This is a genomic window from Faecalimicrobium sp. JNUCC 81 (assembly GCF_053667625.1).
Genome location: NZ_CM132203.1, coordinates 888,974 through 903,689, shown reverse-complemented (window position 1 = coordinate 903,689; position 14,716 = coordinate 888,974). Strand labels below are relative to the sequence as shown.

Sequence of the window (14,716 nt, the reverse complement as noted above, 5' to 3'; positions counted from 1 at the left end):
CAAATTCCTCCAATAAAAGTTCTCTACTCTAACATAACAAACATAATTTCTTAAAATGCATTGACTATATGATTTATTTTATTTTCATTTAAATATATTTCTATAACATCAAATCTCATAGGCTCATTGTGTAAATTATTTCTTAGAATATAATAATTTGCAGTGGAGATTATCTTTTTTATTTTTTTATAATTTACAGCTTCAGATGGATATCCAAACCTTAAGTTGCTCCTTGCTTTTACCTCTATAAATACAAGTTGGTTATCTAGCTTGGTTATTATATCAATTTCGCCTGTTTTTATTTTATAGTTTTTCTCTAACACCTTAGCACCTTTCGACATTAAATATTTCAAAGCGACATTTTCTCCAAAATCACCTTTTTCTTTATTGTTCATCATTATTCTCCTAAGTTTTTTTCTTTATTTAGTGATTATTGTCATTGAAATAACTATATATACAGCTTTTATTTTTTATGATTGAAAATTTATAATTTTAAGATTAATATTACTATATGAGGGGGAATTAGCATGTCTAGATCCAAAAAGAACCAAATAAAGAAAAGAAAGATAAAAATTTTATTTAAAAAACTATTTTTTATATTTTTTGTATTATTACTATCTAGTGGCTTTTTAATAACCAATCTTTCTAAAGATATGAAATCAGACAAATTTATTTCAGATAATCAGGTTAAAGGGGAAGTTTTTTCAAATACCACTAAGCAAGATGCTAGTAAAATAACTTTAAGTGCAGTTGGAGATGTAATGGCACATAATCCACAATTAAAAGCACAATTTAATCCTGACACAAAATCTTATTCTTTTGATAATAACTTTAAATATGTAAAAAAATACATAGAAAATTCAGACTTAGCAATAGCCAACTTAGAAACTACATTAGCAGGGCCTTCTACTTCTTATACATCTTATCCTACATTTAATTCACCAGATGCATTAATTGATGGCCTTAAATTTGCCGGTGTTGATATACTATCGACTATTAATAACCACTCTTTTGATAAAGGAGACTTAGGTGTAAAAAGAACATTAGAGGTTTCTAAAGAAAAAGGATTTGATACTATTGGTACTACTAAAAATGTTGGTGATGCCAACTATTTAATTAAAGATGTTAATAATATAAAATTAGGTATTACTGCATTTTCCTATGGAGAAATAATAAACAATACTAAAAAATTAAATGGAATAACAATATCAAATAATTCTAAAGATAAAATGAATATATTTGATATGCACAATGTTGATAATGCATTTAATACTATAAGTAATGCCTTAGACAATCTTAAAGATACAGACATTCAAATAGTTATAATCCACTGGGGAAATGAATACCAAAGGACCCCTAGTGAGTTTCAGAAAAAACTTGCTAAAAAGCTATCTGATGCTGGTGTAGATATTATTATAGGCTCTCATCCTCACGTTGTACAACCTGCTCAGATGATTAAATCAAGTAATGGTAATAACGACACTTTAGTTATATATTCCCTAGGAAATTTCATATCAAATCAAAGAAGAGAACTTTTAGGAAATCCTTTTACTGAGGATGGATTAATGGCTGATATTGAGATAACTAAGGACTTTAATAAAAATAAAACATTTGTATCAAAAGTAAACTTTATACCTACTTGGGTTAATAAATATAGAACTTTAGGAAAAGATGTTCATGAAATAATACCAATATCTGATAAAAATGAATTGTCTACTATTGAGAATTTACCATTGGATAAAGTTAAAGCATCCTTTGATAATACTATTTCTCAAATTGAAAATATAAATATTTTTAATATACCTAAAAACCCATTTGAATAATTAAATAAATAGAGCTTACTCTAATACTAGAGCAAGCTCTATTTATTTAAATTGCTTCTATAAAAAATCTTTTATACCATACTAGAAATACATATACTGTATATATCTTTCTAGCATTATTTACTTTATCATTATAATGATTATCTAATAATTTAATTAAATCTTGTGTTTTAAAAAATTCAGATGCATAATCACTAGAAAAAGCTTCCTTCACAATGTTATAATATTTTTCTTCCTTTAACCATAATCTTATAGGTACTGGGAATCCTTTCTTTTCACGTTTAGCCCATTCATCTGGAAGATTTTTCTTTGCAGCTTCTCTTAATGCTACCTTAGTAGTTAAGTCATTAACTTTATATCTAGTCGGTATTAATTCTCCTACTTTCATTACCTCCTTATCTAAAAACGGAACTCTTAATTCTAATGAATGAGCCATACTCATTTTATCTGCTTTTAATAATATATCTCCTTGTAGCCAAAGTTTTAAATCTAAATACTGCTTTTTAGCTATATCATCTTTATACTTGACTTTATCATATATAGGTCCAGTTATTTCTTTTATTGATTTTGAATTTGTATATTCTGGATTTAATATTTTTTCGGCTTCATTTTCTTCAAATATTAATGCTTGTCCTATAAAGTAATCTTCTACTTTGCTTCCACCTCTTATAATAGTAGTTCTTCCTTTAAAATTTGGTAATCTTCTAGCTACTTTTGCAGCTATACTTCTAAGTTTATAAGGTATTTTTTTATATTTTTTTAATCTATCATCGTCATCATACCACTCATATCCACCAAAAATTTCATCTGCTCCTTCTCCTGATAAGACAACAGTTACATGTTCTCTTGCTAATTTAGATAAAAAGTATAACGGTAGAGATGATGGGTTTGATTGAGGTTCATCCATATGATACTGTATTTTAGAAATGTTTTCAAAGCATTCATCTGCAGTTACTACCTTTTGAATATTTTCTATACCTAATGAGTCTGATAACTCCTTTGCGAGATTTGATTCATTGAATTTATCTTGTCTAAATCCTACTGAGAATGATTTCTGTGGTAATAAACAGGCAGCTATATAACTAGAATCTACTCCACCTGATAAAAATGTTCCAACTGGCACTTCACTATCTTTATGAACTTCAACTGATTCTTTAATTACTTTTTCTATTTTTTCTACACTTTTTCCAATAGATATCATCTCTTGTCTAAAATTTATATCCCAATATTCTTTAGTTGCCAATTTCCCATTTTTAAATGTAAGATAGTGACCAGGCTTAAGCTTAAACACACCTTTGAAAAAAGTTTCTTCTAGAACTGAATATTGAAATGTTAAATATGGTTTTAAAGCTTCTTTATTAATCTCTTTTTTAAAATTCGGATGTTTTAAAAAGCTTTTTATTTCTGATCCAAATAATAAACCATTATCATCAGTTAGATAATAATATAATGGCTTTATTCCAAAATTATCTCTTGCTGCAAATATGCTATTATCATCTTTATTATATATTACAAAAGAAAACATACCTCTTAATTTCTTAACCATATTTTCACCAAACTCTTCATAACTGTGAATAATTACTTCACTATCTGTACTTGTAGTGAAAATATGACCTCTATTTATTAATTCAATTCTTAATTCTTTATAATTATATATTTCTCCATTAAATACTAAAACTAAGTTATTATCTTCATTAAATATAGGTTGTAGCCCATTGTCTAGCCCTATAATGCTAAGTCTTCTAAATCCTAATGCTACATTATCATCTATATATTCTCCCACTTGATCAGGTCCTCTATGTATTATAGTATCTAACATATCACTAATTACTTTTTTTTTATTTAAAATTTTATCTAAAAATCCTACAAATCCACACATAATTTACTCCTTACTAATTTCTATATTTTGTCTGTTTATCTGTGATTATTATAAGTTTAACTATTTTCTATTTCAATGATTTATGGATTTTGTAAATTTTTTGTAAAATTTATTTTTAATATCTATATAAATTCATTTGAGTAATTAATAAATATAGCTTATTCTAATATTAGAATAAGCTATATTTAGGGGGGATTATGAATAAAAATAACTTAGCTACTTTTACTAGATATATATCATTATTTATGATAATTATAAACATTATGACTTATGATAATATTTCAAATATGTTACTTTTCTTAAGTTTAATTTTTATAATAAATAATCAAATTAGATTCTTTAATTTTAAAAATAAAAACTTAACTATGATAATTTCATCATTTTTTGAGTTTATATTAATTTTAGCTTTGTATAATTATACATACAAATTTACACCATTTTATTTTTTACCACTAATTATTGATATATGTTTTTCCAAAATTATAAAGAATAAATATTTATATCTAATTATAATTATAGTTTCTTATTTTATTATAAATTTTAATAACTCAATATATTTTTCAATTGAATACTCTCTTATACTAAGTTTAATTTCATTATTATGTTTGTATATATATAGCGAAGATATTTTTAAAACTAATATACAAAATATTTATGATAAACTAAGAATTTCTGAAGATAATTTAAAAAAAGCAAATTCTGATTTAGAAGTTTATATAAGCTCTGTTGAAGAATTAGCTATATTAAAAGAAAGAAATAGAATTTCAAGAGAAATTCATGATAGTGTGGGACATTCTCTATCTACAACTATAATTCAATTGGGTGCTATTGAAAATTTAGTGTCTAAAGATAAAGACTTAAAAGAATTAGTTCATGAATTAAGAGAATTTGTTAAAGAAAGCTTTAAAGAAGTTAGGGAAGCTGTAACATCTTTAAAGCCAGACGGATATGAAAACTACCAAAATTTATTTAAAATCGAAGAGCTAATAAGAAACTTTATTAAAATGACTAATATTGATGTTAAAATGACTGTATCAAAAAATACTTGGAATCTTTCAAGTGTTCAATATACTGCTTTATATAGAATTATACAAGAATCACTTTCAAACTCTATAAGGCATGGAAAAGCAACTAAAGTTAATATATTTATTACCTTTAGCCCTAATAATCTAATACTTTCTATTAAAGATAATGGACTGGGATGTAAAAATATAAAAAAGGGCAATGGTCTAAATAGTATAAAAGAAAGAGTTGATGAATTAAATGGAAAAGTTGAATTTACTACTTCCAATGATGGTTTTATAATTCACACATCTTTTCCTAAAAATACAAGGAGTGAATTAATTGAGTAAAATAAAAATATTAATAGTAGATGATGAAAAACTAATAAGAAAAGGTTTAAAAATAATACTTAGCTCTTATAATGATTTAGATATAATTGGAGATGTTTCTAATGGATATGAGGCTTTAGAATTTTGTAGAAATAATCATGTAGATTTAGTACTTATGGATATAAGAATGAGTGTTTGTGATGGGGTTCTAGGCACTCGTCTTATAAAAGAATATGACTCTTCTATATCAGTACTTATACTTACAACATTTAATGATGATGAATATATAAAAAATGCTATAAACTTTGGTGCATCAGGATATTTACTAAAAGATAGCTCTGATGAAGTTTTATACGAAGGTATTAGATCTAGCGTCTCAGGAAATATTGTATTAGATAAAAATGTTGCCCCTAAAGTTATATCTAAAGAAAAAACTATTGACTGTAATGAAGTGTTAAACAAGTACAATTTATCAGATAAAGAAATTTCCATTATAAAGCTAGTTGCAAGTGGTCTTACTAATAAAGAAATTTCAAATGAATTATTCTTATCTGAAGGAACAATAAAAAATAATATAACTAATATACTATCTAAACTTGAACTTCGTGATAGAACTCAACTTGCAATATTTGCTTTTAAAAATAAAATAGTGACTTAAGTCATTTTCTAAAGTTACTTTATGGTATAGATTTACCTCCCATAATTTTCTATTATAATATTAGAAAATCATTTGGGAGGTATTTTTTATGAGTATTATAAAAGTAGAAAACATAACAAAACGATTTAACGACAAACTTGTTCTTGATAACATAAGCTTTTCTATAAATGAAGGTGAAATATTTGGTCTTATAGGTCCAAATGGAGCTGGTAAATCTACATTAATTAATATAATTACAAATCTTATGTTAGCTAATAATGGATCTGTTGAAATTAACGGTCTTGATTTAAAAAAAGATCCTATAAAAATAAAATCAATCATCGGTTTAGTGCCTCAGGAACTGGCTATAATCGAAACTTTAACACCTTACGATAACTTAGAGTACTTTGGTGCTTTATATGGTCTTAGTGGTAAATTATTAAAAGAAAGAATTGATGAAGCTTTAAAAATTTGTGGTCTTTTAGATTTAAAAAAGAAAAAAGTAAAAAAACTTTCTGGTGGTATGAAAAGAAGATTAAATATAGCCATTGCTCTACTTCATCGTCCTAAAATATTAATACTTGATGAGCCAACAGTTGGAGTTGATCCACAATCTAGAAATTATATATTTACATTCTTAAAAGATTTATCAATAAATAAAAATACAACTATAATATACACTTCTCATTATATGGAAGAAGTAGAACATCTTTGTTCTAAAGTATTTATTATAGACGAAGGAAAAGAAATAGCATATGGTGATAAAGAATATTTAAAATCACTAGTTTTTAGCAATACAAAGTTAATCATTGAACTTAATAACATAACTGGAAATTTAATATTTGATTTAAAAAGTATTGACGGAGTTTTATCTGTAAATGAAATAGATAACTCTACACTATCCCTTGTTATTGATAAGAAATTTTCAGTATCAAAGGCTTTATCAATAATTGAAGACAGTGACTTGCAGATATCTAAAATAACATATGAAGAGCCAAGCCTTGAAGATGTATTTTTAAATCTTACAGGTAAAAGTCTTAGAGATTAGGAGGTGGTATTATGAGATTATTTTATACTATTAAATTTTTCTTTAAAGGTCTTAAGAGTAATTTATTACTAAACTTATTTTCTTTTTTAATACTTCCCCTTGGACTTTCTTGGCTGTTCGGAATGATGGGGAAAATGGAGTTTCAAAACCCTAATATAGTTGAGGTTACTCCAATAGTTATGACTGATAAAGATAATTCTACTTATTCTAAGTCACTAGTTAATTTTATAGAAAATGATTTAAATACCCTTTTTAAAATCACTAATAAAGATGAGAATGTTGATTTAGAAATAGTAATTCCTAATAATTATGAAGAAAGTATATTAAATAATAAATCTAGCAATATAGAAATTAAAGAACTAACAACTAGAGGTCAATTGTCTAGTTTAATGAAAAATATATTAGATGACTATCACCAAAATTTATACTATAAAAATACTTCATCATCTTTTATTGAGAGTACTACAATTGATAGTGAAATTAAAACTACTTCAACCGAGTATTTTGCTGTGAGCTTCTTAGGATTCTTAGGTATTATGTTTATTATGTTTATGTCTAATGGTGAATACTTATCTGAGAGCAATGGAATAAAGAAAAGATACCAGTCTATGCCAATTAGTAGATGTACTCAATTAATATATGAATTTATTTCATCAATTCTTTATTTTTTAATATTTATACTTTTATATTTATTATCTTTTAGATGTTTTAATATTTCATTTACTGGAAATTTATTCACTTTAATATTATTAGCTGTAATTACTTCTATATTTATAGCATCAATATCTAGCTTCTTAGGTGTATTTTTCTCTAAAAAATACGGTCTAATAATAGTCTATACATTAATGATGGCAGTGTTTGTATTAGGTGGAATAATTACTCCTTTTGTAGATGCTTTAGCAAGTTTATCTAAGTTATCACCATTATATCTAATTACAAATTTATTTACTAAATTTAATATCTATAATAGTTTTGAGCATCTTTTAAATCCTATTATTATAATTTTAGCTATGTCTATAACTTTACTTATAGCATCTCTATTAAAAGAAAAATACAGTTGGAGGGAATTTTAATGAATATAATTAGATTAACTTTATCAAATTTAAAAAGGTATTTAAAATCCCCTAGCTTAATATTACCTATGATTTTAATGCCCGCTTTATTAATATATGGACTTTTATTTACATTTTCTACTAATGAGTCCGATAGTCCTCACTACCTGGCTCCAATTGCACTAATATGTGATTTAGATGGAAAATATGAAAAACAGTTAATTAATGATTTGGAATTAAAGGATAATTTATTTGATATAAAAGATGAAAATAAAGCTATAGATTTGCTTAAAAATAATGAAGTATCTTCTGTATTTGTTTTAAATAAAGATTTTTCAAAGAATATAGATAATCTAGATTCACCTACTGTAAAATCTTTTGAAACCGAAAATGGTGGAGGAAGTATTTGGGCAAAATCTAAAATAGATAGCTTTATAAGTAATTCTCTAAATAATAAAAGAAATTTAAACGTTGTAACTACTACAGTCATAGAGCATAAATCTCCACTACTATGGAACTCATTTTTATTTACATTTATGACTAGCTATATGCTTTATGTAACTAACTCTGCATTTTGTCAGGACTTACTAATTTTAAGAAGATCTAATGTATTAAAAAGAATGCTATCAACTAAGAATAAAGATTTTGAAATATTATTTAGTTTATTTCTATCCTTGTTCCTTGTGCAATCTTTATCATCTACTTTTGTGTTATTATTAACAACTAAGTTTAATGTAAATCTTGATATGATAGGTATAATTGTTGCAAATTGTTTTGTATCTACAGGACTTATTCTGTTATTTACTAGGATATTCAAGCAAGAGGCTACTATAGGATTTGCATCCACTATTTTTCCACTTTTAAATATAGCTTTGATTTTACCATTATTAATTCCGTCTTTCCCTCTTAATACTCCTTTTATTAATAATTTAGCTAAGCTATCTCCATTTTATTGGACAATCAAATACCTACAAGGTGATAGTATATTAGTATCACTTATAGCTTTAATTTTACTTGGGTTAGTATCTGTAACCTGTGGTAGCCTTAAACTTAGAGACTTTGCTAAAAACTAAAACTCACTTTGTTCGTGTCGCTCAAGTGTTTCGCCCACACGTGGCTCAAACGACTTCGTCCGTTGCTTAAAGATTCGCTTCATTAAAAAAGAGTATATCTAATAATTATTCAATTATTAGATATACTCTTTTTCTTTTATATGCTTTTGTATATCACTTTTTCATCTATATCATTTATAGTCTGGCATCCTGTTAATATCATAGTACTACTTAATTCAGACTTCAGTTTCTTCACATAAGTTTTTACACCCTCTACTCCTCCACCAAATGAAGCAGTTACAAATGGTCTTCCAACTAATACAGCATCTGCTCCAAGACCTATCATCTTAAGAACATCTACTCCAGTTCTAATTCCACCATCTACAAGTATAGTAACTTTACCTTTAACAGCTTTAGCAATTGAAGGAAGTACTTCAGCAGCTCCTGGTGTAGAGTCTAATACTCTTCCACCATGATTTGATACAACTATAGCATCCACTCCACATTCTACTGCCATAATAGCATCTTCAGGTGTCATTATACCTTTTAATATAAATGGAAGATTTGTAGATTTTTTTAATTCTTTTATAGCATCCATATTTTTAGGAACTACAGTTTTTCCATGCATTGATAATGTAACTAATCCACAAGCATCTATATCAACACCAACGGCAAATGCTCCTGCTTCTTCAGCTAGCTTTATCTTTTTTATTATATCGTGGTTTTCCCAAGGCTTTATAAATACAATTCCTTCACCGTTATTTTCTTTTAGTACACTTAAGTTTTCTATTAAGAATTCATCTACAGCTGTATCTCCAACCATAGCATAAATTCCACCATCTATACACCCTTTAACTACCGGTTTTATATATTCTCTTTCAGTTATTTTTCCACCCATATTTAAAGTAGTTCCTGTTATAGGCGCTGCAAATATAGGGGCATCCATTTTCTTACCAAATAGCTCTATACTCATATCAGGCTTTGATACATTATGTATAGTTCTCATATTTATTTTTACTTTATCTAAACTATTAAAGTTTTCTATAAATGATGACCCACTTCCTTTACCACCCATTCCTGGTACTTCTCCTGCACAAACAACACCATTACATGATTTACATACTCTACAACTTTTATTTAAATTTTCACGAGCATTTTTTAGCATTTCTTTATAATCCATCTTAACTCCCCCAGTTATAAATTTTAATTTATACCTTTATATTATAGCACATTCTTTAAAAAGCTTTTTCTGTGTATCGGAGTTATACCATGCTTTTCAATTGCTTCATAATGTTCTTTTGTACCGTAGCCTTTATGATTTTTAAATCCATACTCTGGATACATTTCATCATATTGATACATTATACTATCCCTTGTAACTTTAGCTAATATACTTGCTGCTGCTATTGATATAGATTTTGAATCACCTTTAATTATCGGCTTTTGAGGCGTATCAACTCCTGGTATAGTTGCTGCATCTATTAACAAGTAATCTGGAGCTTTTTCTAAACAATTTATAGCCTTTTTCATAGCCATATAAGTAGCTTGTAATATATTAAATTCGTCAATTTCATTATTATTAACTATACCTATTCCATAATCTAGTGCTTGTTCTTTTATTATATCGAATAATTCATCCCTCTTAGCTTCACTTAGCTTCTTAGAGTCATTTATTCCTTCTATCTTCGTATTTGGTTTAAATACTACTACAGATGCTACAACAGGTCCTGCTAACGGCCCACGACCAGCTTCATCTATTCCACCTATATATAGGTATCCTTTATTGTATCCCTCATTTTCAAATATGTTTATAGTTTCTAATCTTTCATTTTCTTTTCTTATAGCATCCAACTTTTTAGCCATTTTTACAGCTATATTTTGAACAGACTTTCTTTCATCATTTCTTAATATTTCTATATATTCTAAATAGCTATCAGTAGATAGACTATCAACTATTTCTTTTATCTCTTTTACACTTTTATCTTTCATAGTTTTCTCCTTAGTTTGAGTAATATTTTACACTTTATATTTTTTATAGATATAACTTAGTATACATCATATTTATTTTATTTAAAATATATAAGCTATTTTGGATTATTATAAAAATTTATCATCTTAAAATAATAAAAGCTGAACTTTAAGTTCAGCTTTTATTATTAAAATTAAATCATACCAAATGCTTGTAGCATTGAAAGAATTAAATTTCCAATTCCGTGTATTAGCCAACTAGGAATTATAGATCCTCCTGAGGCTTTCTCAGCAGTATATCCAAGGAGCCATCCGCCAAATCCAGTTATAAGTGTTATTATTAATGCCTTAAAAGGTGTTATTACAATAAAAAGCATTGCCCCATGTAAAAGTCCAAATAACAATCCTTGTATTAAATTTCCAGCTGTAAATCCAAACTTACTACATAATCTTTTTCCAAGAAATCCCCTAAAAAATATTTCTTCAGATAATCCAGTATTTATCATAGAAAATAATAATATAGGAATTAATGCTGAAATACCCTTACCTGCATAAGAACTTTGAATTGTAACATTATCTGGAACTAAATTTGGAACTAAAAATACTTGAGATATAATACAAGAAAATACAAATATAAAAATACATGTAAAAATCTTTTTATAATCTCCATCCACTTTTTTTATGCCAATCCATGAAAAGAAATTTTCCTTCTTTCTAGCTGTAATTAGCCACCATATAAATGGTATAAATGAAAAAAATATTATTTGTGAAAGAGACTCTTTAAGTAATTCTAAAATATTCATATTATTTATTACTCCCCTTTTATATTATTAATCCCAATAAGCTTTAAACTCTACACCCTTACAATCTTGGTTTATTAAAGTTAATTTAATTTTTCCATTATTAAAATCGCTTAAATCTATTTCTTTAATTCCATTAGTATCCTTAATATCTAAAACCTCTTCTTTACTTCCCTGTTCTAATTTTAATCCTAAATCACCTTCATCACTTTTTGCTTCTACAAATAAAGTAGATGGCGTATTATCTTCTTTATTTATATTTCTAGAAAACTTTGATGTTGATTTATAGTAGGATATATTCCACTTACTTTTTGTATTAGTCTCTAAAAGAAACAAAGACATTCCACTCTTAATCTCAAAATCTTCATTATTAATTACACTAAAAATAGTCCACCCAAAACACATAGCAGCTATTATAAAGCTAACTATAAATCCAATTAGAAAATGTTTTGTCGGTCTTTTTTCTATTTCTTTAGCATTAGATACTAAAGTACCACAGTTTATGCAGTACTTAGAAGAATTGGATATATTGCTATCACAATTGCTACACTTAACATTAATTTGCTTTCTAGCCACTAAAAAGTAAATTAAAAGCCCTATTCCATTTGGTCCAAGTATTACTATTGCAGTCCAAAGAGCTGCATTTAAACCTCTATTACTTGCATCCCTATATGTCCAAAGTCCCAAAAATATCCCCATTACAACTATTGATAATAAACATAATCCTAAAAATGTATTCATATAATAATTTTCGCTCCTTTCTTAAGTTCAAAATATCTAAGCCCAATAAATGTCATTATAATATTGAAAAATACAGCTATAAAGCATAAAGTAAGTAGTATATTTTGTATTAATAGTCTAGATACAAACATCCTTACTCCTATAAAAGTAAACATTCCGATAGCTATAGATACAACCATTGGTAGCCACCAAATAGAAATCCCTTTGTCTTCTTTAGCTTTATTTTCAATTTTAAACTTTAAACTTTCATTTAAATCTGTAGATGGTAATTTATCACATGAAAGAGAAGTTTTTAGTAAATCATCTATATTTTTATATTCTTTCATATCCCATAGCCTCCAATCCATCCTTTATTATAATCCTAGCTTTGTGTAATCTACTTTTGACAGTACCTTTAGGTATTTTTAGCGCTTTAGATATCTCCTCAACTGACATCTGGGCTGTATAATACATAATAATCGGAAATTTAAATTTATCTTCTAGTTTTGATACAACTAAGTTCACTTCAAACTCTATTTCCTTATTTATAATTGCTGTTTCTATATTTACTTTAGTATCTTTTATATCTAAAGATTCATATTCATCAATATTTATCCTTGGAGCAATTGTATTTCGTCTAATATTTTTTCTTATAGAATTTTTCCATAATTTTATTGATACAGATATTAAAAAGCTTTTTGGATTTTTATTTTTGTTTAATTTATGTCTTAATTCCATTGCCTTTAAAAATGTTTGCTGGTATAAATCTTCTCCATCATCTTTATTTTGTGTAAGCTTTATACAAAATTTATATATTATATCACCATACTCATCTATAAGATTTTCTATTTCATCCAACTCCAATAATATCACCCCTTTCCCTATCTATTATCGTCACAACTTTTAAAACGGTTCATTTTAAATTAAAATATTAAAAATATAATTTTATTGTACATAAAAAATCGTTGATACTATAAGTATCAACGATTTTCATTAATTAGCTCTATCTATTCTATCTTTAATTTCATTATTACCTATTGATGGTATAAAGTTTCCTATAACTCCAGCTATTACAACTGGCACTATCCAGTTGAATCCTAATGGTGCAAATGGTAGTTTAGAAAGGAAAGATGTATCTAAACCAAACTTATTCGCAAATGGCAGTATGCTTATAATTAAAGCCATATACGCTGCACCCTTAAATGCATTATTATTTTTTATTTTATCTCCAAATAACGTCATTATTACTAATACAATAGTTACTGGGTATACCATATCTAGTATTGGAGCTGAGAATTTTATTATTGTACTTACTCCAAAGTTTGATACTATTGCACTAAATATACAAACTATTGTAACTATCACTTCATACTTTAGCTTTCCTTTAGTAAGACTTTCAAAGAATTGACCTGTGGCCGATGTAAGTCCTACTGCTGTTGTTAAGCAGGCTAATCCAACTATAGCTGAAAGTATTATCTTTCCTGGTTGACCAAGAAGTGATGCAGTCATTTCAACTATTAAAGTGGTTTGTACAACATCTTGGCCATAAACTTTTGATACTGTTGCTCCAAGGTAAGTTAATCCACCATATACAAAACATAGCCCTATTGCTGCAACTACACCCGATTTAATAGTTAACTTAACTTTTTCATTAGCATTAGTATAACCTTTATTGCCTAATGATGTTATTATGACTGTAGATAGTGCTACTGCACCTAATGCATCCATCGTCTGATAACCTTGTGCCACACCTTCTGCAAAGACATTTTCTATCATTGGTTTTGGATTAATAGCTCCAAGTGGAGATATTATTCCTTTAATTATTAATACTGCAAGTGCTATAAGAAGAGCTGGTGTTAAAAATTGCCCTATTATATCTACTACTTTTGATGGTCTTATTGTTAATATTAATGTTACTGCGAAGAATATTACCGAAAATATTATTGGATTAACTCCACTAAATAATGGTGCTACTCCCATTTCAAAAGTCGTTGCTGCTGTTCTAGGTATTGCTAAAAGAGGTCCAAGGCATATCATTATTGCCGTGCCTAGTACTATCGAAAGATTTTTGCCTGGTCTACCAAGTACCTTGTTTATATCTCCTCCACATTTTGCTGCTGCTATTATTGCTAATAATGCTAATCCTACGTCTGCTATAACAAATCCACTAAATCCTGTAATCCAAGATTCTCCTGATATCACTCCTAAAAATGGCGGAAATATTAAGTTCCCTGCGCCGAAAAACATTGCAAATAACGCAAATCCTACTACTATTACGTCCTTATTTGTCTTGTTCATATTGGCATCCTTTCAATCCTTAAAAATTTTTTATATATTTCGAAATAATTATACAGCTCAATTTTCGGACTGTCAACAATATTTAAAATATATACCAAATTCACAATT

At 27.1% G+C, this 14,716-nt stretch carries 15 protein-coding genes; 6 read left to right on the top strand and 9 right to left on the bottom strand.

Features of this window, described 5'->3' with window-relative positions; translation table 11 throughout:
- Positions 1-50 precede the first annotated feature (50 nt).
- Positions 51-395, bottom strand: coding sequence for a YraN family protein (locus JNUCC81_RS04450; protein ID WP_454095471.1), 345 nt, complete (start codon positions 393-395; stop codon positions 51-53).
- 132 nt (positions 396-527) lie between these two features.
- Between JNUCC81_RS04450 and JNUCC81_RS04445 the strand changes: the two genes are divergently transcribed.
- The gene (locus tag JNUCC81_RS04445; protein WP_454095470.1) at positions 528-1,823 is read left to right on the top strand and encodes a CapA family protein; all 1,296 of its coding nucleotides are present in this window, start codon (positions 528-530) and stop codon (positions 1,821-1,823) included.
- Between the two features lie 46 nt (positions 1,824-1,869).
- Here the strand turns inward: JNUCC81_RS04445 and asnB are convergent, their stop codons facing one another.
- Positions 1,870-3,702, bottom strand: coding sequence for an asparagine synthase (glutamine-hydrolyzing) (asnB, locus tag JNUCC81_RS04440; RefSeq protein ID WP_454095469.1), 1,833 nt, complete (start codon positions 3,700-3,702; stop codon positions 1,870-1,872).
- Between the two features lie 197 nt (positions 3,703-3,899).
- On the opposite strand from asnB, the gene JNUCC81_RS04435 reads away from it, so the two are divergent.
- The 5 genes from JNUCC81_RS04435 (at position 3,900) to JNUCC81_RS04415 (ending at position 8,843) form a co-directional block, all read left to right on the top strand.
- The gene (locus JNUCC81_RS04435) at positions 3,900-5,054 is read left to right on the top strand and encodes a sensor histidine kinase (RefSeq protein ID WP_208331985.1); all 1,155 of its coding nucleotides are present in this window, start codon (positions 3,900-3,902) and stop codon (positions 5,052-5,054) included.
- Complete coding sequence (locus tag JNUCC81_RS04430; protein ID WP_208331984.1) at positions 5,047-5,691, top strand: response regulator transcription factor; 645 nt, start codon at positions 5,047-5,049, stop codon at positions 5,689-5,691. The genes JNUCC81_RS04435 and JNUCC81_RS04430 overlap by 8 nt, the downstream gene beginning before the upstream one ends.
- 88 nt (positions 5,692-5,779) lie before the next feature.
- Positions 5,780-6,718, top strand: coding sequence for an ABC transporter ATP-binding protein (locus tag JNUCC81_RS04425; RefSeq protein ID WP_454095468.1), 939 nt, complete (start codon positions 5,780-5,782; stop codon positions 6,716-6,718).
- An 11-nt stretch (positions 6,719-6,729) separates the two neighbouring features.
- Entirely contained in the window at positions 6,730-7,791 is a 1,062-nt protein-coding gene (locus tag JNUCC81_RS04420) for an ABC transporter permease (RefSeq protein ID WP_454095467.1), read from the top strand.
- On the top strand, positions 7,791-8,843 hold the full coding sequence (locus tag JNUCC81_RS04415; RefSeq protein ID WP_454095466.1) for an ABC transporter permease: 1,053 nt from the start codon (positions 7,791-7,793) through the stop codon (positions 8,841-8,843). Before JNUCC81_RS04420 ends, JNUCC81_RS04415 begins: the two co-directional genes overlap by 1 nt.
- A gap of 136 nt (positions 8,844-8,979) precedes the next feature.
- Here JNUCC81_RS04415 and JNUCC81_RS04410 read toward each other — a convergent pair whose 3' ends face one another.
- From JNUCC81_RS04410 to brnQ, 7 genes are all read right to left on the bottom strand, one after another.
- A complete protein-coding gene (locus tag JNUCC81_RS04410) occupies positions 8,980-10,002 on the bottom strand; it encodes an alpha-hydroxy-acid oxidizing protein (RefSeq protein WP_454095465.1) in 1,023 nt (340 codons plus the stop codon).
- Positions 10,003-10,043: 41 nt separating this feature from the next.
- Positions 10,044-10,811, bottom strand: a complete 768-nt coding sequence (locus tag JNUCC81_RS04405; protein WP_454095464.1) for a ribonuclease HII — start codon at positions 10,809-10,811, stop codon at positions 10,044-10,046.
- Between the two features lie 173 nt (positions 10,812-10,984).
- On the bottom strand, positions 10,985-11,593 hold the full coding sequence (locus JNUCC81_RS04400) for a CPBP family intramembrane glutamic endopeptidase (RefSeq protein WP_208334684.1): 609 nt from the start codon (positions 11,591-11,593) through the stop codon (positions 10,985-10,987).
- Between the two features lie 27 nt (positions 11,594-11,620).
- Entirely contained in the window at positions 11,621-12,331 is a 711-nt protein-coding gene (locus JNUCC81_RS04395) for a hypothetical protein (RefSeq protein ID WP_454095463.1), read from the bottom strand.
- Positions 12,328-12,657, bottom strand: coding sequence for a hypothetical protein (locus JNUCC81_RS04390; RefSeq protein ID WP_208334686.1), 330 nt, complete (start codon positions 12,655-12,657; stop codon positions 12,328-12,330). The genes JNUCC81_RS04395 and JNUCC81_RS04390 overlap by 4 nt, the downstream gene beginning before the upstream one ends.
- On the bottom strand, positions 12,644-13,174 hold the full coding sequence (locus JNUCC81_RS04385; protein ID WP_454095462.1) for an RNA polymerase sigma factor: 531 nt from the start codon (positions 13,172-13,174) through the stop codon (positions 12,644-12,646). Before JNUCC81_RS04385 ends, JNUCC81_RS04390 begins: the two co-directional genes overlap by 14 nt.
- Positions 13,175-13,303: 129 nt before the next feature.
- A complete protein-coding gene (brnQ, locus tag JNUCC81_RS04380) occupies positions 13,304-14,608 on the bottom strand; it encodes a branched-chain amino acid transport system II carrier protein (RefSeq protein ID WP_454095461.1) in 1,305 nt (434 codons plus the stop codon).
- Positions 14,609-14,716 lie beyond the last annotated feature (108 nt).

Excerpts from the sequence above, each read along its gene's own strand:
- JNUCC81_RS04450 (WP_454095471.1), bottom strand. The coding sequence starts at position 395 with ATGAACAATAAAGAAAAAGGTGATTTTGGAGAAAATGTCGCTTTGAAA.
- JNUCC81_RS04445 (WP_454095470.1), top strand. The coding sequence starts at position 528 with ATGTCTAGATCCAAAAAGAACCAAATAAAGAAAAGAAAGATAAAAATT.
- asnB (WP_454095469.1), bottom strand. The coding sequence starts at position 3,702 with ATGTGTGGATTTGTAGGATTTTTAGATAAAATTTTAAATAAAAAAAAA.
- JNUCC81_RS04435 (WP_208331985.1), top strand. The coding sequence starts at position 3,900 with ATGAATAAAAATAACTTAGCTACTTTTACTAGATATATATCATTATTT.
- JNUCC81_RS04425 (WP_454095468.1), top strand. The coding sequence starts at position 5,780 with ATGAGTATTATAAAAGTAGAAAACATAACAAAACGATTTAACGACAAA.
- JNUCC81_RS04420 (WP_454095467.1), top strand. The coding sequence starts at position 6,730 with ATGAGATTATTTTATACTATTAAATTTTTCTTTAAAGGTCTTAAGAGT.
- JNUCC81_RS04415 (WP_454095466.1), top strand. The coding sequence starts at position 7,791 with ATGAATATAATTAGATTAACTTTATCAAATTTAAAAAGGTATTTAAAA.
- JNUCC81_RS04410 (WP_454095465.1), bottom strand. The coding sequence starts at position 10,002 with ATGGATTATAAAGAAATGCTAAAAAATGCTCGTGAAAATTTAAATAAA.
- JNUCC81_RS04405 (WP_454095464.1), bottom strand. The coding sequence starts at position 10,811 with ATGAAAGATAAAAGTGTAAAAGAGATAAAAGAAATAGTTGATAGTCTA.
- JNUCC81_RS04400 (WP_208334684.1), bottom strand. The coding sequence starts at position 11,593 with ATGAATATTTTAGAATTACTTAAAGAGTCTCTTTCACAAATAATATTT.
- JNUCC81_RS04395 (WP_454095463.1), bottom strand. The coding sequence starts at position 12,331 with ATGAATACATTTTTAGGATTATGTTTATTATCAATAGTTGTAATGGGG.
- JNUCC81_RS04390 (WP_208334686.1), bottom strand. The coding sequence starts at position 12,657 with ATGAAAGAATATAAAAATATAGATGATTTACTAAAAACTTCTCTTTCA.
- brnQ (WP_454095461.1), bottom strand. The coding sequence starts at position 14,608 with ATGAACAAGACAAATAAGGACGTAATAGTAGTAGGATTTGCGTTATTT.